Source organism: Paenibacillus sp. Marseille-Q4541 (assembly GCF_018310695.1).
GTDB lineage: Bacteria > Bacillota > Bacilli > Paenibacillales > Paenibacillaceae > Paenibacillus.
This window is the reverse complement of the sequence record NZ_JAGXCY010000025.1, coordinates 1-26,994: the sequence shown is the minus strand read 5'-3', so window position 1 is coordinate 26,994 and position 26,994 is coordinate 1. Positions and strand designations below refer to the sequence as shown.

25 protein-coding genes, 2 tRNA genes, 1 pseudogene and 1 other annotated feature are annotated in these 26,994 nt (G+C 41.3%); of the genes and pseudogenes, 5 read left to right on the top strand and 23 right to left on the bottom strand.

Annotation, left to right across the window (positions count from 1 at the left end; all coding sequences use genetic code 11):
• Window positions 1-12: 12 nt before the first annotated feature.
• The 10 genes from KFT32_RS20045 to KFT32_RS20000 all read right to left on the bottom strand — a co-directional run bounded on the left by KFT32_RS20045 (window position 13) and on the right by KFT32_RS20000 (window position 9,537).
• Window positions 13-657 (bottom strand): NAD(P)/FAD-dependent oxidoreductase, encoded by a 645-nt coding sequence (locus KFT32_RS20045; protein WP_249436013.1) that lies wholly within the window; start codon window positions 655-657, stop codon window positions 13-15.
• A gap of 28 nt (window positions 658-685) precedes the next feature.
• A complete protein-coding gene (locus KFT32_RS20040) occupies window positions 686-3,118 on the bottom strand; it encodes a heavy metal translocating P-type ATPase (protein WP_211749248.1) in 2,433 nt (810 codons plus the stop codon).
• A 278-nt stretch (window positions 3,119-3,396) separates the two neighbouring features.
• Window positions 3,397-3,726 carry a four-helix bundle copper-binding protein gene (locus KFT32_RS20035; protein WP_211749296.1) on the bottom strand — a complete coding sequence of 110 codons (330 nt, stop codon included), beginning with the start codon at window positions 3,724-3,726 and terminating at the stop codon, window positions 3,397-3,399.
• 174 nt (window positions 3,727-3,900) lie between these two features.
• On the bottom strand, window positions 3,901-4,446 hold the full coding sequence (locus KFT32_RS20030; protein WP_211749246.1) for a YdhK family protein: 546 nt from the start codon (window positions 4,444-4,446) through the stop codon (window positions 3,901-3,903).
• 43 nt (window positions 4,447-4,489) lie between these two features.
• Window positions 4,490-4,726 carry a glutaredoxin family protein gene (locus KFT32_RS20025; protein ID WP_211749244.1) on the bottom strand — a complete coding sequence of 79 codons (237 nt, stop codon included), beginning with the start codon at window positions 4,724-4,726 and terminating at the stop codon, window positions 4,490-4,492.
• A gap of 41 nt (window positions 4,727-4,767) precedes the next feature.
• Window positions 4,768-4,971: a cation transporter gene (locus KFT32_RS20020; protein ID WP_211749243.1), complete on the bottom strand. Its 204-nt coding sequence runs from the start codon at window positions 4,969-4,971 to the stop codon at window positions 4,768-4,770.
• Window positions 4,972-5,229: 258 nt separating this feature from the next.
• Window positions 5,230-5,550 (bottom strand): metal-sensitive transcriptional regulator, encoded by a 321-nt coding sequence (locus KFT32_RS20015; RefSeq protein WP_211749241.1) that lies wholly within the window; start codon window positions 5,548-5,550, stop codon window positions 5,230-5,232.
• A 187-nt stretch (window positions 5,551-5,737) separates the two neighbouring features.
• Window positions 5,738-7,078: an amino acid permease gene (locus tag KFT32_RS20010; protein WP_211749239.1), complete on the bottom strand. Its 1,341-nt coding sequence runs from the start codon at window positions 7,076-7,078 to the stop codon at window positions 5,738-5,740.
• A 259-nt stretch (window positions 7,079-7,337) separates the two neighbouring features.
• Window positions 7,338-8,729, bottom strand: a complete 1,392-nt coding sequence (locus KFT32_RS20005; protein ID WP_211749238.1) for a uracil/xanthine transporter — start codon at window positions 8,727-8,729, stop codon at window positions 7,338-7,340.
• 52 nt (window positions 8,730-8,781) lie between these two features.
• On the bottom strand, window positions 8,782-9,537 hold the full coding sequence (locus tag KFT32_RS20000; RefSeq protein WP_349304932.1) for an ankyrin repeat domain-containing protein: 756 nt from the start codon (window positions 9,535-9,537) through the stop codon (window positions 8,782-8,784).
• Window positions 9,538-9,657: 120 nt separating this feature from the next.
• On the opposite strand from KFT32_RS20000, the gene KFT32_RS19995 reads away from it, so the two are divergent.
• Window positions 9,658-10,551 (top strand): LysR family transcriptional regulator, encoded by an 894-nt coding sequence (locus KFT32_RS19995; RefSeq protein WP_211749237.1) that lies wholly within the window; start codon window positions 9,658-9,660, stop codon window positions 10,549-10,551.
• A gap of 293 nt (window positions 10,552-10,844) precedes the next feature.
• Here KFT32_RS19995 and KFT32_RS19990 read toward each other — a convergent pair whose 3' ends face one another.
• From KFT32_RS19990 to KFT32_RS19975, 4 genes and pseudogenes are all read right to left on the bottom strand, one after another.
• The gene (locus tag KFT32_RS19990; RefSeq protein ID WP_349304931.1) at window positions 10,845-12,569 is read right to left on the bottom strand and encodes a glycoside hydrolase family 13 protein; all 1,725 of its coding nucleotides are present in this window, start codon (window positions 12,567-12,569) and stop codon (window positions 10,845-10,847) included.
• A gap of 160 nt (window positions 12,570-12,729) precedes the next feature.
• Window positions 12,730-13,725 (bottom strand): LacI family DNA-binding transcriptional regulator, encoded by a 996-nt coding sequence (locus KFT32_RS19985; protein ID WP_211749236.1) that lies wholly within the window; start codon window positions 13,723-13,725, stop codon window positions 12,730-12,732.
• A gap of 93 nt (window positions 13,726-13,818) precedes the next feature.
• Entirely contained in the window at window positions 13,819-14,313 is a 495-nt protein-coding gene (locus KFT32_RS19980; protein WP_211749293.1) for an SRPBCC family protein, read from the bottom strand.
• Window positions 14,314-14,343: 30 nt separating this feature from the next.
• Window positions 14,344-14,817 (bottom strand): annotated as a pseudogene (locus KFT32_RS19975) (cysteine hydrolase family protein); the annotation flags it as partial.
• A gap of 482 nt (window positions 14,818-15,299) precedes the next feature.
• Here KFT32_RS19975 and KFT32_RS19970 point away from each other — a divergent pair.
• From KFT32_RS19970 to KFT32_RS19960, 3 genes are read left to right on the top strand one after another with little or no spacing between them, the layout of a single operon-like run.
• The gene (locus KFT32_RS19970; RefSeq protein WP_211749235.1) at window positions 15,300-15,617 is read left to right on the top strand and encodes a PadR family transcriptional regulator; all 318 of its coding nucleotides are present in this window, start codon (window positions 15,300-15,302) and stop codon (window positions 15,615-15,617) included.
• A complete protein-coding gene (locus tag KFT32_RS19965) occupies window positions 15,610-16,200 on the top strand; it encodes a DUF1700 domain-containing protein (RefSeq protein WP_211749234.1) in 591 nt (196 codons plus the stop codon). The genes KFT32_RS19970 and KFT32_RS19965 overlap by 8 nt, the downstream gene beginning before the upstream one ends.
• On the top strand, window positions 16,184-16,993 hold the full coding sequence (locus tag KFT32_RS19960; protein WP_211749233.1) for a DUF4097 family beta strand repeat-containing protein: 810 nt from the start codon (window positions 16,184-16,186) through the stop codon (window positions 16,991-16,993). Before KFT32_RS19965 ends, KFT32_RS19960 begins: the two co-directional genes overlap by 17 nt.
• A gap of 178 nt (window positions 16,994-17,171) precedes the next feature.
• On the opposite strand, the gene KFT32_RS19955 is transcribed toward KFT32_RS19960, so the two are convergent.
• The 6 genes from KFT32_RS19955 to KFT32_RS19930 all read right to left on the bottom strand — a co-directional run bounded on the left by KFT32_RS19955 (window position 17,172) and on the right by KFT32_RS19930 (window position 23,819).
• Window positions 17,172-19,232, bottom strand: a complete 2,061-nt coding sequence (locus KFT32_RS19955) for an alkaline phosphatase family protein (RefSeq protein ID WP_211749231.1) — start codon at window positions 19,230-19,232, stop codon at window positions 17,172-17,174.
• A gap of 173 nt (window positions 19,233-19,405) precedes the next feature.
• Window positions 19,406-20,092, bottom strand: a complete 687-nt coding sequence (locus KFT32_RS19950) for a hypothetical protein (protein ID WP_211749223.1) — start codon at window positions 20,090-20,092, stop codon at window positions 19,406-19,408.
• A gap of 65 nt (window positions 20,093-20,157) precedes the next feature.
• Entirely contained in the window at window positions 20,158-21,432 is a 1,275-nt protein-coding gene (locus KFT32_RS19945; RefSeq protein WP_211749221.1) for an amidase, read from the bottom strand.
• 31 nt (window positions 21,433-21,463) lie between these two features.
• Window positions 21,464-21,536: transfer RNA gene (locus KFT32_RS19940), tRNA-Phe, on the bottom strand.
• Window positions 21,537-21,593: 57 nt separating this feature from the next.
• Window positions 21,594-21,832: a binding site (T-box leader), on the bottom strand.
• Window positions 21,833-21,967: 135 nt separating this feature from the next.
• On the bottom strand, window positions 21,968-23,290 hold the full coding sequence (locus KFT32_RS19935; protein WP_211749219.1) for a DUF4179 domain-containing protein: 1,323 nt from the start codon (window positions 23,288-23,290) through the stop codon (window positions 21,968-21,970).
• A complete protein-coding gene (locus KFT32_RS19930; protein WP_211749217.1) occupies window positions 23,217-23,819 on the bottom strand; it encodes an RNA polymerase sigma factor in 603 nt (200 codons plus the stop codon). The genes KFT32_RS19935 and KFT32_RS19930 overlap by 74 nt, the downstream gene beginning before the upstream one ends.
• Window positions 23,820-24,016: 197 nt before the next feature.
• Between KFT32_RS19930 and KFT32_RS19925 the strand changes: the two genes are divergently transcribed.
• Window positions 24,017-25,372 (top strand): FAD-binding oxidoreductase, encoded by a 1,356-nt coding sequence (locus KFT32_RS19925; protein ID WP_211749216.1) that lies wholly within the window; start codon window positions 24,017-24,019, stop codon window positions 25,370-25,372.
• Between the two features lie 225 nt (window positions 25,373-25,597).
• On the opposite strand, the gene KFT32_RS19920 is transcribed toward KFT32_RS19925, so the two are convergent.
• The 3 genes from KFT32_RS19920 to KFT32_RS19910 all read right to left on the bottom strand — a co-directional run bounded on the left by KFT32_RS19920 (window position 25,598) and on the right by KFT32_RS19910 (window position 26,916).
• Entirely contained in the window at window positions 25,598-25,915 is a 318-nt protein-coding gene (locus tag KFT32_RS19920; protein WP_211749214.1) for a hypothetical protein, read from the bottom strand.
• 26 nt (window positions 25,916-25,941) lie between these two features.
• The gene (locus tag KFT32_RS19915; RefSeq protein WP_211749212.1) at window positions 25,942-26,379 is read right to left on the bottom strand and encodes a hypothetical protein; all 438 of its coding nucleotides are present in this window, start codon (window positions 26,377-26,379) and stop codon (window positions 25,942-25,944) included.
• Window positions 26,380-26,835: 456 nt separating this feature from the next.
• Window positions 26,836-26,916 (bottom strand) — tRNA-Leu (locus tag KFT32_RS19910).
• Window positions 26,917-26,994: the final 78 nt, after the last annotated feature.

Sequence of the window (26,994 nt, the reverse complement as noted above, 5' to 3'; positions counted from 1 at the left end):
ATCTCAGTTTATTTAAGACACAATGTGTTGTAGCTGCTCCAGCGTAACCCGATCAATGAATCTCCTGAATTTTTCTTTTCCTTTGGCATGGGTCTTATAAAAGTTAATTAATGTGATAACAACGGGAACGATTTGATCTTCCGTTAACCCGGATACCAGCGATTGAGCTATTGAAGTCTTAAGACCTTTCGGTTCCCCTCCAACAAAAACCTCATAGTTATTACGCATTTTCACAACGCTGATATCTTTCAACAAAGGCTCGCTAGTCCCGAGGGCACACCCTGCAAAACCAACCTTAAGTGGCATGGGTGTTTCAATGCCTGCTATGGACTGATTTAATTTTTGTGCTGTTTCTAGGCCTGCTTCCTTTGCCCCTTTACAAAAATTACAGGCGATTAAGCTTTTGGTCACAAAACCCGCTGGATATACTTCCAATCCAGAACGCTCGAGTTCTTCCTTAATCACCTCTCGTTGTTCGAGGGGGACTTCCAAATAAAGCTGCCTAAAAGGCGTCATTTCAATTTTGACACCTGTCCCTGCCACATGCCCTATTTTTGCAAGTTGCTCTGGTGTAAACAAACTTCCTCCCACTTGAATTGGAGGTGCTACTGCGATTCTCGTCGTTTCTCCCACGACCTCTTCACTTCTAATAGACATTAAAGCTCATCCCCATTTACTTACAATATTAATTGTGTATCTTTACACGTTGTAAACGAAGAGCATTAAGAACTACGGAAACGGAACTCAATGCCATCGCTGCACCTGCTACCCATGGAGCCAAGAGGCCGATGGCAGCAATCGGAATACCAAGTGTATTGTAACCGAGCGCCCAGAATAGATTTTGCTTTATATTAGCCATGGTTTTACGGCTCATGTAGATGGCATCTGGAATACTGGATAGATCACCACGCATCAAAGTTACATCTGCAGCTTCCATAGCCACATCGGTACCTGTACCAATTGCCATTCCAATGTCTGCTGTGGCAAGGGCTGGAGCATCGTTGATACCATCACCAACCATCGCTACTTTCTTGCCTTGAGCTTGCAGCTTCTTCACTTCTTCCGCTTTACCTTCCGGTAGAACTTCAGCACGAACATGATCAATGCCAACTTGAGCTGCGATTGCCATCGCGGTCCGCTCGTTATCACCGGTAATCATAATGACTTCTATACCCATTTCCTTCAACCGACTGACAGCAGCCTGTGATGTTTCTTTGATGGTATCTGCTACAGCCACCATACCCGCGTACTCTTTATTGATGGCAACAAGCATGGCCGTTTTTCCGGTTTCTTCTAAAGTGGACATCACGCTGTAAGCAGCCTTAGCCTCTACGCCGAATTTGTCCATAAGGCGGCGGGTACCAATCAACAATTCTTTCCCTTCCACAATAGCCTTGATTCCAAATCCCGGAATTGCTTCAAAGGTTTCAGATCCTGGCAGTTCAATATTTCTTTCCAGAATGCCGGCAACAATTGCTTCTGCGAGGGGATGCTCTGAGTTTTTCTCAGCTGCACCCACAAGTCTAAGAAATTCTGTTTCATTTCGAGTGGTCAAAACATCGGTAAGCTCAGGTTTACCTTTCGTCACGGTCCCTGTTTTGTCCAGAATAATCGCGTCAATTTTATGCGTTTGTTCTAAGTGCTCTCCGCCTTTGAACAAGATCCCAAGTTCAGCTGCACGACCAGAACCAGCCATTATGGAGGTTGGTGTTGCCAGACCTAGAGCACATGGACAAGCAATAACAAGGATAGCGATCGCTTTTTCTAAAGACCCTGCGAAGTCTCCAGGTGTCAACAAGAAGTACCACACCAAAAAAGCAACTACAGCAATCCCCACAACAATCGGTACAAAGATTCCAGAGATGACGTCGGCTACCCGTTGAATAGGAGCTTTTGAACCCTGTGCTTCTTCTACAACTTTAATGATTTGCGCAAGAGCTGTTTCTTTACCTACTTTTGTTGCCTTAATCCGAAGCACACCATTTTTATTAATAGTCGCTCCAATAACAGCATCTCCTGCTTTCTTTTCAACAGGGAGGCTCTCGCCTGTCAGCATGGATTCGTCTACCGATGAGACACCTTCCAAAACTTCTCCATCCACAGGCACTTTATTACCTGGACGAATAAGTACAATATCACCTGCAATAACTTCTTCTACCGGAATGGTCAGTTCTTGACCATCACGAACGACCATTGCTGTCTTGGCTTGTAATCCCATCAAAGACTTTATAGCTTCAGAAGTCCGGCCCTTTGCCAGAGATTCGAACAATTTCCCCATTAGCACTAGGGTGATGAGTACAGCACTCGTTTCGTAGTACATCTCTGGACCGTGATGCGGACGTCCCCCTTCGACAGCCCAAACGATCGTTAGATATAGGCTGTAAAAGTAAGCTGCTGAAGTCCCAAGTGAAACTAGGACATCCATGTTGGCACTGCCATTACGTAAGGATTTATATGCACCGATGTAAAATTGTCTACCGATATAAAATTGAACCGGAGTTGCCAAAATCAATTGAAACCATGGATTCATAAAGAGATCCGGCAGCCATATCCACGAAGTAAACGAAAAGTGGCTCACCATTGCCCACAGCAACGGAAGTGAAAGAATTGCAGAGATAAGAAGTTTCCGTTTTTGTTTTGATAATTCTTTTTCACGATGCTCCGAAGGGTCACCTTGTTCCTGTTTTGAAACAGCTTTATAACCAAGCTTCTCCACTCGCTGCTGCATATCGGCAACAGAAACGTCAACCGGATTATATTCAACATGGGCAATTTCCATAGCGAAGTTAACGGTGGCTGTACTTACGCCGGGTAATTTGTTCAAAGCCTTCTCAATTTTCAAAGCACATGCGGCACAGGTCATACCTACAAGCTGCAAATCTACTGCTTCTTTAGCCGTACTGTAGCCAAGTTTTCCAATACTTTCTTCCATCTTACTAACATCCACTTTGCTCGGGTCATAAGTTACGGTGGCCCTTTCCATAGCGAAGTTTACATTAGCTTCTGATACACCTTCCAGTTTATTCAATCCTTTTTCAATGCGGTTTGCACAAGCAGCACAGGTCATACCTGTGATCTGTAGGGAAGTTTGTGATTTTCCCGCCTCAGTTGTTGCCATTATATAAACACCTCACTTTTGTTAGATTACATTTTGATTTCCTTCATTTAATTCAGTAGAATTATTAAGTTTAGTATACCCCCCTACCCTATAATGTGTCAAGTTAATTTCTCCTCCTTTTTAATCGCACTGCTTGAAAATAAGAAAATAAGAATACTCTTTTTCTCACAAACTTAGATTTTGTTTAAACGTTAAAGAGGGGTCTTCTCAGTAACAAATACATCTGCTTCTGAGAAACCCCCTCTTTGTTTAATCCTCTTTGAAGAAAATTCACTGTATTAAGCAGCCATTTCACGGCAAAGTTTGGCGCATCTAAAACATGCTTCTGCACATTGCTGGCAATGATCATGATCATGTTTCTTGCATTCGTTACCGCATGCTTCGCAGGCATCTGCACAAGCTAGACATATTTCTTTCGCATATCTACTGTTCATTGACATCGCACGAGCCGCAAATTCACATATATCTGCACATTCCCGATCAAGGCGAATGCATTCCTTCATCATTCCAACGTGATCTTCATCCAAACAGGATGAATAACAGTGGTTACAAGCTACCATACATTTTAAGCACTCTTCTATACACTCTTTGTAATTTTGATGCGTCATCATACGCAACTCCTCTCCATTCGTATATTTAGGGTAGGTCCCTACTCTATATATACCCCGTCTCGAGATAATTTATCATGTTGAACCGAATTAATTTATTTAACTTCTCATAGGTAAATCACTATGCAAATAACCCTCCAAAGATTGGAGAGTTATTTGTTTGAGGACTTATTTTTACTTACTGGAGATCTCACTCTCCGTAACCCATTGATGATTTTTAACTTCATCCCCACCTGTAGTCGGCATATAATCAACCATATAAATCGTTGTTTGCTCTGCTGAATCAATAGTAGCTGTTGCGCCGTTCATTCCCTCCATGTGAGATGCTTCCAAAACTACTTCATCTCCCACTTTATACGCTTCTACTCCACTATCCTTCAGTTCCTCGTGAACGACCCATTGGTGATCCTTCACTTCTTCTCCGCCCGTAGTAGGGGTGTAGGATACTGCATACACTGTTGTACTATAAGCACCTACAACTTTACCTTCAGCTCCGTTCATTCCTTCCATATGATCTGAATGGATCGTGACCTCACTCCCCACTTTAAATGTAGGATTCACCGCTTCTTTTAAACCGGCAGGAAGTTCACCAGAACTGGAATGATTCATCTCACCCATCTCCATATTATCATGGGAGGTGTTACTATTGTTCGTTCCACACGCACTTAATGTCAAAACAATCATGGCTGCCGCACTTAACAAGATCCATTGTTTTTTCATTTCATATCACTCCTTTAGCGTCTTCGTTATTCGTGCCCAAACATTAAGAAAGCAGTTTTTTCTCAATTACTTCACGATTAAATACAAATCCAAAAAACACTTCGTTATCAATGAAAATGGTAGGAACTAATCTTTTTCCAGTTCGATTAAAAAGCTCATCTGCATGGTCCGGATGATCTGCGATACTAAACTCAGTATAGGCAATCTGATTTTCATTCAGAAATTTTTTGAAATTCCTGCAATCTTCACAAGTCGGCGTTGTATATACCTCTACGTTCATATGGTTCATCTCCTCCAATATTTCAACTTTCGTATTTGGGGTTATTCAGCTACATCGTAGCCTTGTTCTTCAATAGCCTCTTTGATAACCGGAAGAGTTAGCTTACTTTCATCAAATTCAACTGCTACTGTCCCATTCGCAAGGTCAACTTTTCCGTTTGCTCCAATTTCTTTTAAAGCCCCTTCAATCGAATTTACACAGTGCGCGCACGACATACCTTCAACATTCAACAGTATATTTTTCATCTTTAATCTCCCTTTACCTGTGATTTACTTTCAGATGATTTCATCAAAGTTCGTTTACTGTACATGAATGGTGACTTTTTCACCGTCATCAAGCGGACAGGATGGTTCCCTATTATCCACTCAAGAAACTTCCAATGCACTCCATTTATGATTATTAGGATACCCCCCTACTCTATATATGTCAACACTAAATTAGATTACCCCCCTAGTCTATATTTGAATCTAAAAAAAGGTTCTTTCGAACCCTCGCATAGTACATTATTTCATTAATTTATTAATCGTAATTAACAACTCATCTATTACTTCGTTCTCGCCTTCTTGAATACGTTCCACGACACAACTCTTCATATGATGCTCTAATAGAAGTTTTCCTACACCGTTCAAAGCAGCTTGGACAGAGGAGATTTGATTAAGGACATCATCACAGTACGTATCTTTTTCGATAAGCCCTTTTAATCCTCTAACCTGACCTTCTATTCTATTAAGACGACTGATTAAATTCTTTTTCGTTTTTTCAGAGTGATGACTTTTTCGATCATCCGTGTGACATGATTCTTGCCCTTCAGCTAGATTTTCCATGCATTGATCGCTCCTTCCTTCATCCCTTTATTATACTTTAGCCCCCCTATGCTATACAAAATAAAAATTTCGCTATTCATTTCTAAATTTGAATATAGAGCCCATCGTGTAACTATACTTCCCTTAACAAAAAAAAGGCCAGATCCATAAATATCGACCTGGCAGGCATGAATATAATGAAATTGATCTACTCCTGTTTACGGAATTTCATAAACGAGGACAAAATAAGAATAATTAGAACAGTCAGACATATTCCAATACTGAACCGATTCTGCTGATCGAGCACAAACCCGACAGCAATTAGGGCAAGACATACGATAGCAAACCCAGTCAGATAAGGGTAACCCCATAATTTGAAAGCCGGTTTTACGGGATATTGCTTACGCAGTTTCAGTTGGGACGACGCAATGCACATCCATACGAGAAGTACAGCGAACCCCGGAACTGCCATTAATACACGGAACAGCTGATCTTGTGCAAACAACCCTAACATCGAACCTGCAAACAAAATAATAGCGCAGAGCAGAAGTGTATTTACCGGACTTCCTTTGCGATTTGTTTTCGTCAGAGCTTTGGGTGCTTCTCCAGCAACAGCCATGGAATACAACATTCGTGAAGCACCGTATATCCCAGAATTGGCTGCGGACAAAACGGCGGTAATCAGGACAAAATTCATAACATGGGCCGCGCCTGATAACCCTGTTGATGAAAGAACCTGTACGAAAGGACTGCTCTCCGGTCCCAGTTCATTCCACGGAATTAAGCCGCAAATGATCAGAATCGGAAGGGTAAAGAACAAAATAATTCGTAAAATAAAGTTGCGCACGACTTTTGGCAATATCTTTTCTGCATTCTCTGTTTCTGTCAGAGTGAGACCAATCATCTCCGAACCACCATAGGAGAACATGACCACAAGCAAAGCAGAGAATATCGAGGTCCAACCATTCGGTAGAAAACCGCCAGAATTCATGTAGTTCGATAAATAAGGCGTATGATCACTCGGAATGATTCCAAACATCAGCGACACACCAAGAATAATAAAAATAATAATCATCGTGATTTTAATTCCAGCAAGCCAAAATTCAAATTCCCCAAATGTCCCTACACTCATGAAATTGATAAGGATCACAAAAGCGGCACATACGAGACTCAGTGTCCATAGAGGTACATCTGTGAACCAATACTGCAAAAAACTACCGGCAGCGATAATTTCAATAACACAAACGGACAACCACATGAAGCAGTACATCCAGCCCATAATATAGGAAACTTTTTCTCCAAAGGCCTCTCGGACAAAATCCTTCATGTTGCGGTTCGGATATACCGTCGCCATTTCAGCCATAGCTCCCATGACGATAAGTAGCAATAGTCCGGCTAAAATATATGTCAATACAACTCCTGGCCCTGCCAAGGAGATCGTTTCTGCACTTCCCTTGAAAATGCCTGTTCCAATAACACCACCCATGGCCATTAAACTGATATGCCTTGGTTTTAATTTCTTTTGTAGCGATCCTTCTGTAGTTCCCATCTGTATCCTCCTGAAGCATATCTCTAAACTAAATATGTCTTTTATTAAATGTACCTTTCAGTATATCCTATTTTAAAGCATTTTCCATTTTCCACTGCTACCCATATTCCTTTAAACATTTTGTTTCGTGTTTGAAGCTGATTTTATGTAAGGAAACAGCCGTCTCCAGGATACGTACCGGAAACGGCTGTTTGTTATCGTGCAGTATTCATACTTACTATAATGCGTTCCATGTCTATTCTTTAATCATTCGTACACATTAATTTGCAGATGATGGTGCGGCGGCCTTGTCCTTAACAACAGGCTGAGGCGTAGAATTTTTCATTTCTTTTTCAGACACCTTCGTTTCATATTTATCCCACCGGACCACATTCTCCAGTATAATGACCAGCATTACACCGATCACAAGACCGTTGGACAGAATCGGCGTAAGCAGTGGTGGAAATTCCGTAAACGCAGAAGCCGGTATATTCATAATACTAATCCCCGTTAGTACCGGAATGGCAACACGATAGATCGTTTTCGGATTGAAAACCGCCCCTTGGAAAGAACGAATGGCCGTACCAAACATTTGCAGATAAGCTGCAAACAGCACCGCATTACCTACCGATAAAGGAAGCTTTGCTAACCATCCGCTTAGAGAAGGAAATACACCTACAAAGATAAACATGACGGAACCGGCAAATAGAGCAGCACGCCGCAGTACCTTCGTATTTTCCAGAAAACCGATTGACGAAGCAAATGTACCAAAGGGAATCAGTCCCAAACAACTCCCCAGAATCGTAAATAAATTCGTGAAAATAAACGATCTTTTGTACTGTTTCTCCGTCGTTTCACGCTGATACATTTTACCAGCTGCAATTAAGCTCGTTAACGTGTTCGTCATATTCACCAAACCAGCAATAAGACCTACCATAATGATCCCCGGTTCCAAACCCGGTGTACCCCACGGCAGCCATTGCCACATGAGATTCGTCCCTTCTGCGGCAGTATTACCTGCTCCGCCCTGACTTCCGAACAAGATCGCATAAGCGATCCAACCTACAACAATTCCGCTCAGCAAAGAGAACTGTCCAAATTTCCCTTTTCCTTTAATGTGAATCAGTGCGACTACAATAATAATAAACAGAGACAACCCGGCAAGTGACAAATCCCATTTTCCAGTTTGGTCATAACCAATCATGCCTTTAAAAAAGGTGTTTGCCAGCTGAAAAGTAAGTAACAGCAAATAAACGCCCATCACGATCGGCGTAAATATACGCTGTAACACTTTAAGGAAACCACATAATGTTAAAATAATAACGAGAACACTGGACAAAATAAATCCACTGGTTAAGCTCGCTGCCACGGTTCCAAGGTCCAGCCCCATCGCAGGCGCAGACGCACAAATACTAAGAACGAGTCCCCACCATACACCGGCCGGACCATCCATCAGCGCATAACGATGTCCCCAAATCACTTGGACGATGCAAAGAATCCCGGTCAGAATAAAGGAGCGCTGCATCGAACCGGCAATCTCATCAGGTGCAAGCCCTAATGCATGGCCGATCGAGAGCGGCACCATGACTGTATTTGTAAACAAAAAGAAAAGCCACTGCACACCGGCAAGTAGCACACTAAGTGAAAACTTCGATTTCAATCCATTCATCATTTCATTTCCCATCTTTCAAATCTTAATTACGTATTTCTATATCTGCTTTTCTCTACTTGGCCCCTGCTTCTTCTAAAATAGATACCATGGCTCGGTAGTCTCGGCTCACCGCATGTTGTAATGGAGTAATCCCTTCGCTGTCTCCCAGATTTACATCCGCTCCATGAGAAACGAGCATCTCCACAATTTGAGTGTGTTTTTTTCCACCATCCCCAAGTATCACAGCTTCTAACAAAGCTGTCCACCCTAGGTTATTAACATGGTTAATATTCACATCTGAATGCTCAAGCAGGTACTTTACTACATCCACATGTCCACGGTCTGCTGCAGGAATAAGTGCGGTGCCGCCAAAACGGTTCGTAATGCTCGTATCCGCTCCTGCCTCCACCATGATCTTGACGATCTCCAGCATACCGGAAGCACCAGCAGAAAGGAGCGGATTATCATTTCGATGATCTCGAAGATTCATATCAGCTCCTGCTTTGATTAATGCTTTGACGGTCTCAGGCTTATTCTCCTGTGTAGCAGCGATGATCGCTGTACGCCCGCTACCATCTGTAGCATTCATATCTACTCCCTGCTGCAACAGCGCGAGCACCTGATCAGTATCTCCGCGTTCTGCAGCCATGATCAATTCTGTAGTCATTCCATCCCCACCTTTTCTAATATCAGTATTCTGCTTCTCTATATCGGTTTGCTGCATTTCTTCAGCCATTCCCGTTGATAGGAACTTCTGTCCTTTGTTTTCACTACAGCCTAGGAGCAATAATAACATTGTACATATCATACCAACTCCAAAGAACCTCACATTATCCCTCCATCATCAGCTATGTTTTCATGTTATCATGGGCATAACTATATTAAAAATATTTAATACCTTGCAAAAGTATATGAAAATCATATAGTTTCCGATAAGGAGTACGTTCGTATGGATATTAAACAATTACGTTATTTTATTGCGCTGGCTGAAGAACTACAGGTGACTTCTGCAGCACAAAAATTACACATGTCACAACCACCGCTTAGTCAGCAGCTAAAAATGATGGAAACTGAATTAGGAGTACCCTTGTTCCGTCGTAATGGGCGTCACCTTGAAATTACCGCTCCCGGTAAAACGCTATACGAGCACGCGCTCGGCATTACTCGCATGCTTGAAGAAGCAAAAGCAGAAGTAAAAGAATCCGGGCTTGGAGTACGAGGAAAAATATCGATCGGAATTAATACGCTGTCTGATGAGCGACTTCCCGGCGTCCTCAATACATTTCGCACGCTTTATCCCAAAGTCACCTTTAAAATTCAACAGAATGAAACCAATACGCTTGCGAAATTAATTAAAGACAAGATGCTTGATCTGGCCATCGTCCGCCTTCCAATTTCATTAGAAGCTTTTGATTATACCATGCTGGGCGCAGAGCCTCTATACTTCGTGACCGGAAAAGAACAATCAGCCAATCTCTCTACTGATGATTCACACACAGCCATTTCGTATGAGGTCATTTCAGAATACCCGCTTATTCTTCCAAGCACAGAAGGACTTGGACTGTATCACTTAATTTTGGATCAATTCCAGGCCAGGGGGCTCTCACCCACCATCGTTGGTGAATGTTCAGATATTGGAATGTTGATAGAGCTGGTAGCTTCCGGTTTCGGAGCCTCGATACTTCCAAGATCTTCGCTGCACAGATACCATAATCACGATATTCAGGCGTATGAAATTAATGGCCCCCAAGACACCTCCAGTTCGGCTGTAATCTGGTTGAAACAGCATTATCTTAGTAAATCCGCTCAAAAGTTAATTGAGTTAATTACGATGAATCGATAATTGGCTTTTTATTTCCACAAATATATGGACAACAAATTCACATATTTATTCCGTTTTCTATTTAATAAAGTGACTTATACTATGTACAGGAGTATGTTTTTTATTTAGATTAAGATGAATTTTAGGGGGATAATGACAACTGTGAGCTATGCAGGAATATTTTTTGCGATTGGCATTATTGTAGTGATACTCGTATTGCGCGTTGTTTTTGAGAAAATGACGAAAGATGAATAGATAAAAAAACTTCCTATTTAATAATAGGAAGTTTTTTTTATGATCCTAAGAAATATAAATTAATTCTGCCATTTCAATACGAGAGATTCGTAAGGGCGAAGAACCATTTGGGAAAGATCCCACTTTTGCCCTTGTTCCACTGGATAATTGCTAATCATCAGTTCAGCACGATCTGTAGTTAGATTAGCCGGACATTCGAACACAGTCTCCTGATCGTAGAAGTTATTAATGACGAGTAACGTCTCGCCATCCAATCGACGAACATAAGCAAAGATAGATTCGTGGTCATAGAGTATCAGTTCATAGCTCCCGTATACGATCACCAGATTATCTTTGCGAAGCTGAATTAGCTTTCGATAATGGTGAAACACGGAATCAGGTTCCGCCAATGACTGCTCCACATTAATTTCATGATAATTCGGATTGAGCGGAAGCCAAGGCGTGCCTTGGGTAAACCCTGCTGATTCCTCCGTACTCCACTGCATCGGTGTACGTGCATTGTCACGCCCTTTGGCGTAGATCGATTCCATCACTTCACTTGGATTCATTCCTCGCTCATGAACACGCTCTTGGTACATATTTTTCGATTCGATATCGTTATATTCCTCAATCGTCTTAAATCGAACATTCGTCATGCCGATTTCTTCCCCTTGATAAATATACGGTGTACCTTGCATCATGTGGAGTAGCGTACCCAGCATTTTCGCTGATTCCGTGCGGTAAGCTCCATCATTACCGAACCTCGATACAATTCGTGGCTGGTCATGATTGTTCCAATACAAACTGTTCCAGCCTTTTTCTGCGAGTTCGATTTGCCATTTGCTTAGATTTTCCTTCAAGTCCTTAAGGTTCAAAGGATGTAAATCCCATTTGCGTAAGCCTGGAACCTTATCAAGCCCCATATGCTCAAATTGGAAAACCATATTCAGTTCACCACGCTCTTCGGCAGTGTAAAGTTTGGCTTGTTCCGGAGTCACTTTTGGCGTCTCTCCGACCGTCATAATATCATAACCAGAGAGAACCTCACGAAACATTTCCTGTAAGTAATCATGTACCCCAGGGGCATTAGGAATAAATTCGCCTGGTTCTGCCTTTCCTGTCACATAATCTTCGTAAGAGGGAAGAACTTCTTTTTTGGATATCATATTAATAACGTCTAGCCGGAATCCGTCCACCCCTTTGTCGAGCCAAAAACGGATCATGTCGTAGATTTCTTGTCTTAATTTTGGATTTTCCCAGTTCAGGTCCGGTTGTTTCGGAGAGTACATATGCAAAAAATATTCTTCTGTCACTTCGTCATACTCCCAAGCTGAACCGCCGAAGGATGCAATCCAATCACTCGGAACTTGATCTTTCGTACCTGGACGCCAAATATAGTAGTCTCTATAGGGATTATCCTTGGATTTACGTGCTTCCTGGAACCAAGGATGCTCATCTGAAGTGTGATTAACGACTAGATCCATCACCAGTTTCATTCCTCGCTCATGCATCGCTTGAAGCAGCTCTTCCCAATCTTGCATCGTGCCGTATTCCTCAGAAATACCGCGATAGTCACTGATATCATATCCATTGTCGTCATTCGGTGAGGAATATACGGGTGATAACCAAACTACGTCGATGCCGAGCGTTTGCAAGTAATCCAGCTTCGAAATAATACCTTGCAGGTCACCTATTCCATCCTTATTGCTATCCATAAAACTACGCGGATAAATTTGATAAACGACTGATTCTTTCCACCATTTTTTAGATTGAATAGGTGTTGTATTGGTAATCCTTGTTGTCACTTACGCTCAACTCTCTTTCAAATATAGAAATAGATGCGATTTTAATCATCAAAGGTGAATCTTTAGGACAGATTAATGTACTCACTTATATTAGTGGAACCGGTTCCTAAATTAATTAAAAATAAAACCGGTTGAACTGGAACCGGTTCCTTAGCATGTATTATAAGTCTGTCTTTGAAATGGTGTCAAGGCTGCCCCGCTCAATAATTTCGTACTTCGAAAGCGTTACGGCATCAATCTCTTCTCCATTTACCAGCTTGAGAATATGGGCCGCAGCCAATTTCCCGGCTTCTTTATAGAAAAAGCGAACTGTGGTCAGACCTGGGTGCACAATGCTTCCCACTTCATAGCCGCCGAATCCGGTAATCGACAGTTCTCCCGGTACGTTAATACCGAGCCGTGTAGCAGCCTTCAGTACTCCCAAAGCAATATTATCGGTTGCACATACAAATGCGGTAGGTTTATGCATCCGTATAATTTTTTCAGCCATTTGCTCAGCATCTTCCATATCAAAACTAGTTTCATAATAAGTAACATCGGCATCTTGTGCTTTACGCATCGCACGGGCAAAACCTTGCTTCCTTAGGACCCCTACAGCTCTGTCTGTCTCCGTTACACCTAAGTAAGCTATTTTCCGGTGTTTCTTCGACAATACTAGATTCCCCATATCATATGCCGAATGCTCGTCATCATGAATGATACTCGGTATACCGGACTTCTGTTGACCTACCAAAATAATCGGGATGTTCAAGGAGTTAAGGGCTTCAGCATGCGCTTCGCTCATTTGGGTAGCGAGAAGAATAATCCCGCCCACCTTTTGTCTAGCAAAACTGAATATATTCTCAATTTCCCGGTGCACATCTTGATTCGAATTCGCTATGAGCATTTCACAGTCCATTTCTTTTAACTTTTCATCAATGCCGATCATGGTCTGCGAAGCAGTAAACGAATCAAGACGAGGTACAATCGTACCAATGATATTCGTTTTTTTGGCCTTAAGACTTTGAGCAAAAGAGTTCGGGGCATACCCCGTTTCTTGAATGATTCGCTCAATTTTTGCTGCGGTTGCCGCTCCTACTGATCCACCGTTAAGAAACCGTGATACTGTACTTTTGGCGACTCCCGACAATCGGGCTATATCTGTAATCGTGACCATGCCTGTATTGCTCCTTTTGCATTCGGAAAGTTCGAGTGATTCGCTTTTCCTCACTATTATTCTCTAGTATTTATCTTAACTGACTTCTACCGTCTATGTAAAACTTCTAACTAGCTGAACATATTCTTTATACCATGTATACCAAACACTTTTACGTGATTCTATTGTCGTATCCTCCAGCATGGCTTGGATTACATCCAAACATACATGCCAGCCTGCAAGATCTTTGGGGGTGTGACTCGTCATCTTATGAATTTTCTCGATCAAGACTAACTGACATCCTTCATATTCAGGATACAATTCAAACCGTACTTGGTCTTCTCCCCAAGTATACTCCAAGACTGAATGCAGTTTGAGTTCGGTAATTTCAAGTTCCTTGAATGTTCCATCTTGCATATCAAACTTAATTCCCCCTCCTTCTCGGAGGTCATCAACTTGTAACTCGGAAAACCACTGACTTAACTTGTCATTTTCCGTAAGAGAAGACCACACGATGTCAACAGAGTGCTTCAGATGACGCTCAAAACGAGCAACATATCCATCTTGAGTTTGCCTTATATCTGCTAACGAAGTATTTGGAAACTGAATCTCTTCTGTTTCTTTAAGTGTGGCAAAAGCATTTCCCAATACTATATTGTGATGATTAATAATTTGCTTTGCAGTTAGATTATTGGAATCCCATGTCCGGTGAGCGTCTTTGACAAGCGTAACATGATAACCAAGACTGAATGCACGGCGTACTGTCGTATCCACACAATACTCGGTTTGGTTTCCAGCAATCACGAGATTTTCAATTTGCTCTGCTCTAAGATTTTCATCCAGCTCAGTTTCATGAAAAGAATCCGGTGTACTTTTATGGATGACCGTTTCCCCCTCCTGTGGAGCAATAGAAGGATGAATTGCCCACGGGAAAGTCCCCCTTATGAATTCTTCATCATAATGTTGGACATAAAATACCGGGACGTTAGCAGTACGTGCCTTGTTGATTAAGTCCTGAAGCTGGCTAAGGAGTTGCTTTCCTTCGTATATCGGATTTGATTCTTCAAACATTCCATTTTGAACATCAATGACCAACAAGGCACTCTTTTTCATCTTCAGCTCTCCCTATATAAAAATATTGAAAGTATTCGGCAAGTTAGACAAAATACCTGCTCACATTATCAGGACAACTTGGATATCCACTACAAACAAACTAATACCGATCCCAAAGTGAATACATCTGGACAACCACCAAGGGAGTAAAGGTAAAGAAAAAACCTACGAAAAAACTTATTATAACATCAACAGTTGTTCCAAACGTCAACCGATTACTGAATCCGATGAGGAACTAAGCATAATCACTAGTGTTCATTTTATGATGAACGCTTCCCGCTGGTTGAAGAGAGAAACAAGTGGCCTCATCCATCAGCGTGCAAACTTTATCGTTCATTAGCTAAAACCACCAATTGTGCATCAGTTGCAATACTATGTATTGCATAGTATAATTCTACACATAGCTTTTATCATTATTCGATGAAAGTACGACTGTTTCGACGCTTTTATTATTGGTCTTTGTATATTGAGGGGGGGATGCTATGGATGTGCAGTTAAAACGTGGCTTACTAGAAGTATGTGTGTTAACGGTACTCACGAAAGAAGATTCTTATGGATATAAAATAGTGAAGGATCTATCGGGGCATATTGAGATCTCAGAATCCACGCTGTATCCAATACTAAAACGTTTGGAGACCCAGAATTGTGTCACTGTTTACTCGGTAGAACACAACAGCCGATTGCGAAAATATTACAAGATAACACAGCAGGGTAAAGAAAAAATTAATGATTTTCTAAACGATTGGGACTCTGTTGTAAAACTACATAATTTTGTTAAGGAAGGAGCAGACTGTGACTAAATCAAAGTTTTTATCTGAGCTTGCTGAGAAATTAAAAAATCTGCCTCAAAGTGAAATAAGTAAGTCGATCGATTTTTATTCTGAGATAATTGACGATCGCATGGAAGAAGGAATGAGCGAGGAAGAAGCGGTGAATGGCCTTGGAAATGTTGAGGATATTGCTCGAGAGGTAATGCTAGATAGTACGTCTCTATTAAAACTTATAGTTCCAAATTCCTCGCTTTCAAAATCAGACATTGCGTTATTAGTCTTCGCATCACCTTTATTCATTATTATGTTTGCACTGATCTTTACTTTTTATGCCATTGTCTGGCTATTGATTATCACACTATTTTTAATAGAACTCGCCTTCTTATTGACTGGTATTACAGGCGTTGTTGCTTCAATTATCAATTTTGGTGACAATATTCCATTCAGTTTACTTATGTTTTTTGGAGGTTTGATTTGCGTAGGTATTGGTATTTTTACATTCTCACCTATTAAATTGATCTCCAAAAAGATAATAGGTTTGACAATCAGGGTAATGAGAAAAATTAAATCTATATTCAGAAAGAGGTATTATCATTATGAAGAAGACATTTAAACGAACTTCGGGTGTTATTGTTGCACTCGGTTTAGCAATTTTCATTTCAGCATGTACAACAGATTCTGATTCCCAAAACACCTCAACTCCTTACGAAGAGAAAAGTTATACTGTAGATGCGGAGAAGGTCTCCAACTTGTCTTTGACTACCAGGGGGCGCACGATTGAATTGGTAGAATCAACTGATCATCAGATTCATATCAATTATTTTGAAAATGATAAGGAATCCTACGATATTAATATTTCAGATAATAAGGAACTTACAATGGAAGCTGTAAATAATAAAAATTGGAAAGATTATATTGGGCTAGACACAGAGAAAGAGCATCGTAATGTTAAGATCGCAGTTCCAAGTGGGATTGCTAGCGGGATTACAATGAAAACATCCAAAGGTGACATTGTCATTTCTGAAGTGGATATAGCAGGTTCCATCGATGTAGCAACTTCAGATGGTAAAATTGAAATGACTAACGTAGCGGTTGATAAGATTCTAAAATTGGAAACCAAAAATGATGACATGATTTTGTCTGAAGTGAATACGAAAGGTTCCGTTGATGCATCCATATCAAATGGGAATATACAGGTGGAAAATGTCGCTGTTGACGACACTTTAAAATTAAAATCAAAAAATGGCGACATTACTGGAACTGTTCAGGGTTCATATGATGATTTTAGTATTTCAAGCAACGCCTCCAAAGGGAAAAGTAATCTACCCGAAAGTAAAGGTGGGGGTACTAAGACTCTGGATGTCAGCACGAATAATGGTGACATCAACCTCGAATTTGTCGATTAGTTTATAAATAGTATTGTGTAATAAAAGGTTGATCTTTCTTTTTAAAGATCAACCTTTTATTCTGTTCTAGAAATGATAAGAACCGCACCTTAATAAGTAAAGGGAAAGGTCCTCCTGAACTGGCTCGTTCCGAATAAATCAAAAAAGCCGCCAATATGACGACTTCTTAAGCGAGTAATTACTTTTTGTTTTTAAATAATCCTGTCGGAATTTTAGCATCCCAATTTTCTGGAATCGTTAGACGCAGTGCATGTGCTATCACCGCAGCAGTATCGATGTTTCTCACTTCACCCAGCACGGTACCCGGTTTTATAGAACTTCCTTTCGCAGTCCAGAATACCGTTTGTTCCTCAGGTGTACTGCCGCCATGACCAGTCCCACTACCACCATGATCTGTAGTCACAATAATTAGCGTATCCTTCATGAGTCCCGTTTGCTCTAAAGCTGAAACAATTTGACCCACACGCTGATCTGCCTTTTGTAATTGCTCATAAAATTTATCAGTGTAATATCCATAAGTGTGGCCAGCTCCATCTACTTCATCCAAATGAACAAAGATACTTCGTGTATTTAAGCCCTCAGATTTGATGTAATCCACTGCTTTTTGAGTTGTCGTTTCATCATTTCCCCCATTCACTTTATAAGCTCCGGAAGAATCCTCGATAATTCCTTTGTTAATCGGTGACCAAGTTGCGAATGAAGCCTGCTTAATCATGGGACGTTCCTGTTTCAACAACTTCATAAACGATGGATAATCGTTCACCTCTGGATAATAAGTAGTACCTACGATATCATTCGTCAAACCATGTCTTGAAGGATCTACACCATGAAACATGGAGCCCCAGTTTTGTGCACTGATCGTTGGCAGCATTGCTTTTGCCTCATAGGTTACGGCCCCTTCTTTTATTAGTTTGTTAATATTCGTTGCACCTGCTTGTGGATTCTTTACTCCATTGCCTGCTCCGTCAATCCCAATGAATACTACCCGTTTATACAAAAAATCTTTTTTATAAGGTTTCAGCTTATCTTCCATTATTTTAACATCAGCGCGGTCCACTTTTTTGTCGTTATTAAGATCGGCTATTTTTGATTTTTCCCAGCGCTTATCCCCTGCCTTGCTATTTTGCCTTTTCAAAACTGCCTGCAAGTCCTCATTCGTGAGTAAACCATCTCCTGTTAGATCCATAGAATTTGTTACACGCACACGAACGGAAGCCGTTTTTCTCCCATCGATCGTTCGAATCGTGACCGTTGCCTCTCCTGGTTCCCCTGCTATGATTGTCGGACGATTATCTACGATCTGTACCTTTGCGATCTTTTCATTACTAGAGCTCCATTTCACATCTTGGACCGTCGCATCAATCGGAGAGAGCGTCACATTCAACGGCATAGGAGCTCCAGAATTCAAAGTAAGCTCTGTCCGATCCAGTGAGACGGATTGAACTGGAGTAGGTTTTAGCGGAGGTGCACTGTCAAACAAAGTACGGACATTCGTATCCGTAAGGACATTTCTATAAATTTGCATATCGTCCACTTGTGCTTTTAATGCAGAGCCATATTTGCCCGTACCGTCCTGCCCAATTTTCGTTGTATAAGGAGAATCTAGCGTCCCTTTCATTTGGGAAATATCAACCGTTTGGACGAGGACCCCATCTTTATAAAATTGGGCCTTTCCGTTTGTCCGGTCATGTGAAACTACAATATGATGCCATTTATTGTCGGCGACATTCGGTATGCTGGAGTCTAACCTGTTACTCTGTGACGTTTTATAATTCCAAATCAGTGAACCCGATCCGTTTACACCTAAAATCCATCCGGTATTGCTCCCGGAATTCCAATCTTTATTCGAAATGATGGATGGATCACCGGTAATTCCTTCTGTTTTAATCCAAAAAGTAATAGAAAAGTCCGTATTTTCCCCAAAACGGAACTCATCATGATTTCCCAAATCTACAAATTGTTCATTCGATTGAAACCGAATGGCTTGTCCAATTCGCCCTTGGACAAATTCAGGACTGCCATAAACGCTAGTCGATAAGGAGCTTGACGAGCTATCAGCCACCCCATTTTCAAATTTCAGGTCAAGAACTGCATTGGGAAGCGTGACAGCATTGCTCAATTGACTTCCTTGCAGTGCTACTCCTTCGGCTTGAACGATAGGAAGACCAGGGGATGGCAATGTGATGAGTGTAGCGGCGGAGATCGATGAAATAACCAGTTTTTTCAGATGAAGCTTCATAATTTCCCTCCTAGGTAGATGTTTGTTTATCCAATTAATCACACACAAAACAATGATTAAGCCATATTATTTATGTGTGATTAACTTCATCTTACGATTCATATATTAATTAAAACGTATAATCACTGCATAAATATGTAAAAAAAGACATCCGGTCGTGTTGTCCGGCTGCCTTATAAAGGTATCTTTTTCACTTGATCATCCTTGACGAATTCCAAACCCAAGGAATTGGTATTGCCACTTGCACCCAACTCAGCTATCCGATCATCAGGTTCACTTTCAAAACGAATGCTATATATCCCGATAGATCTTGGTGTCAAGGTAATATCATGGTGCCTGACTTCAATAAACGACCACATACTTTGGGAATCACCATATTGTTGGAAGATGGGACGAATCTTTACGTTTTCATCATGCCCACCATAGTTGGCAATCCTTAAAGTACATTGAATCGACACGATATCTTCTACCGTATCATACATGCACCGCGAATCTTTCTCTAAAAAATCGACAACTTCAATTCCTGTTTTTTTTGCATGAGTAAGATAATACAATTGCTCTGTCAGAAGTGGATATACATAAATAAAAATGATACTAGAGATCAACACAGTTCTACCTACATATTTTTTGTAATGCTTCCTAAAATGTTTTATGGTTAAATTTCCACTGATTATGACCATGACTATTCCGAAAATTGTAGAATAATGAAACCCTTGGCTCGTTACAGGGTCGCTCCAAGGCGGGATTCCGATTGCACTGAAGAGATCATCTCCAACTATGGAACCTCGATGGTTGAATCCTACGAAAATTAATGAGCTCAGTAAAAATAAAACATATAGCCATCCTTTCTTGCTGGTCATCTCATCCCTCCAATCCATTCTGGCGATCTTTGCTGTTCTTCATTGATATACCTCCAAAACTCGCTTTATTCAGGTATTAAATCACGTTCGATTTCCTTTGTCCAAAATAATAGTGCTTCATCGTTCCCATGGCTGCCAACACATTGGAACCCTAATGGCATCCCGTCTATTTTGATTAAAGGTAGGCTTATCGTTGGAAGTCCTGCGTAAGACCAGACTGCCGTCATTCCTGCCCAACCTGTTTTTTCAAACCCTTTAGGTGCTACGCCACCTTGCGCTGGTGTAACCCACAAATCGATACCATTTTTTATTTTGGTTTTTTCCAAATCAATTCTTAAGTTTATTTGCCCATTGCGGAGTTGTTCTAATTCCTCTAGTGGTATGGCCTGACCGTTTTTAATTGCCGTTTTTACTGAAGAACCATACAAATGTTCATACTGACGGAACCAATTTTCGTGAACTTGCGCCATTTCACCTTGTACCATTCTAATCATGGCATCACCAGATACTAACTGTTCATCCCAGGGCATATCGACAAAGTGAATGGTGTACCCCTTCTTTTCTAGTGTTTTCAGCTGGTTTTCGAAGGCACGTCTAACATCATCGAACATAAGATTCATGAAGATCCCATTTGGCACACCAAGAATAGGTCTTTTATCTGAATGGAAAGATTGCCAGTTAGGAACTAAATGAGAACATGCATATATCATGCTTTTGATATCCTGTGTGAAAAATCCAATTGTATCAAAGGAGGGTGATAATAAGATAACTCCATCTGATGGAATACGGGCATAGCTTGGTTTAAATCCAACTACACCACAAAATGATGCAGGAGCAATTACCGAACGGAGAGTCTGAGTTCCGACTGCTATTGGACATATACCAGAGGCAACAGAGGCAGCTGATCCAGCGCTTGAGCCACCAGCCGTGTGTTCAATGTTATGTGGATTGCGTGTAGGGATTATGCTATGGTAGGCAAATTCTTCGGTAATGGTTTTCCCTGCGAATATAGCCCCCATCGATCGAAGATTCGTAATAAAGGACCCTTCTTTCGTGGTCAAAGCGTTAACTGGAAGCATAGAACCTGCTCGAGTTGGGAATCCATCAACATGTATTAAATCTTTAATGGCGAAGGGGATACCAAAAAATGCAGGTTTTTCATCGGGGAACTTTTCTAATAAAATATTATAATCACTTTTCAAACGAGTATTTAAATCATCTTCATGAATAAAAGCTTTTACATATGGTTCGACAGTAGTGTAACGTTCATACAAATTCGTTAGACAATCTGTTAACGAGACCTTATTTCTGTCCACTAATGTTGCTTCATGAAGAAACATAATATCTCCTCCTAAAACTAGTGTCTTCATATGGTTTGGAACGGAATCGAACCGCTGACACTAGGATTTTCAGTCCTATGCTCTACCAACTGAGCTACCAAGCCTTATATTTAGATGTATGGTGGCTTCCTTCTTAATAAAAAACAAAAAAACCCCTCGTCCAAAGGGACGAGGAGACCGCGGTACCACCCTATATTAGAGCCTTCCTGTGAAATGCAGAAAGAACTCTCACTTTAATTCATAACGGTTAAACCGGTACACCTCTACTTACCAAAAATGGTTTCAAGGGACAGCTCCGGAGCGAACTTCATTCACACCTTTTCCTAGAAACGCTCTCAATCTCCGGCGTTTCCTCCCTGTAAGAAGGTATTGAATTACTTTTCTCCATCAAAGCATTTACATCGATATGTAATTTTCCTTATTCTACGTCAGTAACCATTTAAAGTCAATAATTAATTATTATATGATTACATTTAAAAAACCCGGAGAACACAGCCCCTTTTTCAAAAGTGCCTATCTTCCGGGTTAATATATTTTATTTATTGTTAGCAATAGGAACCGTGATAGTCTCATTGTAGGTTTTAATATATTGGAATCCGTCCAGCAGCAGTAGTTCAGGTTTATCCTTTGTATTAAAAGAATAGGTCTGTTCCCACAGGATGTTACCGTTTTTCAAATCCCAAGGGCGTGATAAGGAAATGGATGATACGGGTACTACCTTTCCACCAGCCTGTACGGATAAATTGTTCTTTTCTATAAAAGTAAATTCTTTTCTAGCGATCACGATATCATAGCCTGTATCGGTTCTTGTTACACTTCGAATCCATAGCTTTTCGCTTCCCAATCGGATCGATTGATCTGATGGCGAAGCAAGAGATATGGGTTTTTCTACTTTCTGATATGCTTCAAAACTTGCGAGCACAAGTTCAATCGTTTCAATCTTGTCTGTTGGAAGCACATCAAATTCAAGTTCAAAACCCGGGATGTCCGTTTCAGGGAAACCCTTCGAACGCATTCCCCATTCTTTCACCTCTGTGCCATTAACATAAAGCTTTGTTTTACCTGGAAATCTCGGATATCCCTCTTCCTCCAATTCATAGTGGCCTTTCACCATGGTTGAAGAAGGCGAAGCCGTGATGGAGTCATAGTGGACAGCCCCCTGATCGACAGAAACAGATTTTGAAATATCCTCTTTAATGATACTCTTCATCGCTTTATTCGCTTCAAACTTGAAAGAGATCGGATATGATGCCCGTTCTCCATTATCTAACCACTCACTGAATGAAACGGTTAATGTTCTAGAGAAGGGACTGACCGGCTCAAATTTATATACTCCTTCGTAATGTGTCTCATCTTTGCTGATCTTGGTACCTCCTCCAGTTGTCCAACCTGAATCCGTTAAAAACCCTTTTATTCTGCCCACGTCGTAACGTGATGTACCGTTGTCAGTAAATATGGAACCATCAGTTCGATCAATGGTGTAATACATTAACAATGCGTTTTCGTCTGCAATAACCCCATTAATGGTAATGACTGTGCCATCATCGAGTGTTGTGCTTTTGTTAACCGCTTGTCCATATCCTTGCTCCGCCACTTCACTAAAGCTAAGAGAGCTCAGCTCTATTTTATTAAGCAACTTCCCTCCGTAATAAGCGAAGGCAGGATAATGATACGTTCCAAAAATCAGAAGGAGCGCTGCGGCGGATGACGCAAACCACGTGGTAGCTCTATTCCTATTCTTTTTCTTAGCAGGAACATGTTCAAGTGCATTTCGAAGTCTGTCCTCAAGATCTGACGGGGCCTGTACCATATTCAAGCTTTGTTTGTGCTCCTGCAATCTCTCCTCGATCGTTCTCATAACGCTCACCTCCGATTATGGATTTCAGTTTTTGTATGCCTTGCGAAATTCTTGATTTGATCGTACCAACAGGTGTACTGGTCATCTCTGCAATTGTCTGATACGGAAGATCATGTATGTACCGAAGTTCGATTGCTTCGCGCTGCCGTGGATTCAGATGAGATAGCATCTCCTCCATATTCATCTCTGACTCCGTATTACGATATGGATTATCGTCAGTTAATACAGTACGTGATGATTCTCGTTCGTCTTCCAGTGGAAGATATCGCTCCTTTTTGCGGAGTAATGATTTGCACCGATTAACGAGAATGGTTTTGCTCCAGCTGTAGAAGGCTTCGCCTTTTTGCAATTGATCAATCTTTTCGTAAAGAGTAACAATCATATCTTCCATTGCATCCATCGCATCATGTTCGTTTCCCATGTATGTATAGGCAAGACGATAATAAGCGTCCTGATCGGCTACGATTAGTTCTAATAAAGCTTCTTTGTTTCCATTTTTGGCTTGTTTGACTAGACGGCTTATTTTCATGTTCTCCCCCCTTTCCTAGATAAGAGATCTCAGTGATGATAAAAGTTCATTTCGCACAAAAAAATTCCACAACCAAGTTACAGGGACGTCGCTACATCCCTATAAGGTATTATAAATCACCTACACCTTAGACGGATGTACTCCATATGATATACAGAATATCGGTGTAATAAATATCAGATGAGGAGCTGCTGTTATTGGTAAATTCTAAAACAAAGCTGACTGGAAAGGTTATATTCCGAGGAGATCCGGGTTACGAATTGGCTCGTAAAAATTGGGATCCCCATACTGACAGATTTCCCAAAGTGTTTGTTTTTGCTCAAACAACGCAAGATGTCTCAAACGCTATAAAATGGGCTCGCGAGAATCATGTCCCCATTCGTGCCAGAAGTGGAAGACATGCGCTGGAAAACAACCTTTCACAGGTTAACGGGGGAATTGTAGTTGATGTAAGTGAGATGAAGAAAATCACGCTAAATAAAAAGAAGGGAACCGTCATTGTTGAGACTGGCAACAGAGTCGGTAGAATCGCGAGGACCCTTGCTAAGCAAGGATTTATAGCCCCCTTTGGTGATAGCCCTTCGGTTGGTATTGGTGGCATCACACTCGGTGGGGGAATCGGTCCTCTTCAGCGAACAATCGGTCTTATCAGCGATAACCTGATCGAGCTTGAAATGGTCGATGCGAATGGAAAAGTAATTATTGCTAATAAACACCAAAATTCTGATCTACTATGGGCATCCCGCGGCGGCGGCGGCGGGAACTTTGGGATTTACACCAGATATAAATTTAAAGTGCGCCGATCTCCATCAACTGCAACTGTATATAAGATTACTTGGCCATGGAATCAATTCGAAAAGGTATTAAAAGCATGGCAACGATGGGCACCTTCCGTTGATACCAGGCTGGGCAGTGAATTAAACATTGGCCCGAAAAAAGGTGGAAATGTCACAATGGAAGGCCTGTTTCTCGGATCAAAATCAGAGGCCATCCGCTTATTAAAACCTGTCACAAGCGTCGGAACACCAACGCAGAGTATCATTCAGTCATTACCTTATCCCGAAGTAGTGAACTTCTTATTAGTTCCTGATCCGGTTCTGACTCAAAAGTTCAGTAATCAATTTTCTTCTGGTTTCGGTCGGTGTCCTTTCCCCGATAAAGCTATTAAGGTCATGCGCGAATTTTTAGAGAAGGCAGAGCCAAACTCCACCGCTGGGTTCTTCTTCCTCAACTGGGGCGGAGCTGTAAGCCGGGTATTACCTAAAGCAACTGCGTTCTACTGGCGTAAGGCGCAATATTATGTGGAATGGAATAGCTCATGGATCAAACAATCCGATGCTGCTAAAAATATCGCCTTAGTTCGTAATACACGAAAAAAATTACAACCCTATATCGTAGGGTCCTATATAAACGTACCAGACCAAGGAATTAAAAATTCCGGGAAGGTTTACTATGGAGCTAACTTCCCAAGATTGCGGAGAGTAAAAGCTAAATATGATCCCAAGAATGTATTCCGCAATCCGCAAAGTATCCCCCCGGCTCGAAAAGGATAAGACCATCCTGGTTATATCTTAAAACGTCTGCCCTTATCTAGTCATTAAAAATACCCCCTATAACTCATTGGTTCACCCAGCAGGTGCCAATAGCTGTTATAGGAGGTATCCTCTTTGTTGAAATTCAAACGCTCAAACGCTGTTCTATGCCTGTCCTTTATTTGCGAACGATGGTATATCCTTTATCCTGAAGCAGCTTGATAACTTCATGCTCACCCAGACTTTTTAAAAAAAGGTATTTAAGAACCCTACCGTATTCACCTTATACACCGTTCCGTCTTCAATCCCCTTGTATTTCATTTCTTTCTTTATAAAAGTCAGCCCACTAAAAATACTTCCAGATTGAGAGATCATCTGTCCGTCCTTGATGCACCCCATGCCATCTATGTAATTATACTCTCCGCATGAGATTCCATGCTCCTTATCGAGCCAAGCATAGTAGACCTCTTCACTTGGACGGAGTATGGCTAACAATACAACTAATAATAAAAATCCAAGCACCCATATCCTCCACGGCTTTATACCGAGTTGCCTATTCATCATGTACACTTCTCTTCCTTTCCATCATGTTATTCTGCGTTGTCATAGATAAGTCTACTTAATTCATCATATGCATCCTCGGGAATTTCATAGGCATTGGTATTGGAATGTCCGTCTAAGTCCACGAGAAGTCCCGTCCTTCCTATCTCATCACTTACATTTATATGAAAGCGATGAGCAGCCCCCTCATCATAATTTACGGTCATCTCAAATATCGCGGCATAATCCACCATGCCAAGCATTGCCTCCGATTGATTTACTTCATGAACGAATCTTTCGATTTCTTCTTGATCTTCAATCATTTTCACTATAAAAGGAGCCTTCTGACTTTCTAAGCAGACCTGTACACATTCCAGCCGAATACTGCTTACTCCCTCTTTAATGATCGGGATCTCCTCTTCGCTGCATCCAGGTAGAACGAGCAGGATGCACGCCACACCAACTGTGATCCATTTTCCAACACCCACATGCCGTCCTCCTAAAAATAACTCTATATCTTACAACGGAGTTGTGTAGAAAAGTGTTGCAGAAAAATCGAACTATATCCGTCACACTGCAATACCATTTTAACCCTACTATTAAATAAGGACATTAGTTTTCAGTTACATATACGCGTACAACTGAAACTTCAAGGTCTAAGCTTAATCAGCAACGTTTTCATCATTTAAAACAATTTCATATCCATTTCAGTTAGACCAATTTCGGATATACTGGGCATGTAACAAAAAAAAGGGGTAGCTGCCCGTTCTCAGACTACTGCGAACAAAATTGACCCTGACCGCCAAATCGAGGGTCTTTCTGTTTTGAACCTTGCTTTCGATACTTGCTTCAATTATAGCGGATGAAAAAAAGCTGTATTCCTATTTAAGGAATACAGCTTTTTAATTGAAAATAAGTTGATACATTATTCCCACAGAAAGTAATGCGCGTGGAGGGACTTGAACCCCCACGTCAAAGACGCTAGATCCTAAGTCTAGTGCGTCTGCCAATTCCGCCACACGCGCATGAAACAAAAATATAATGTATCGCTTGGCGGCGTCCTACTCTCCCAGGACCCTGCGGTCCAAGTACCATCGGCGCTG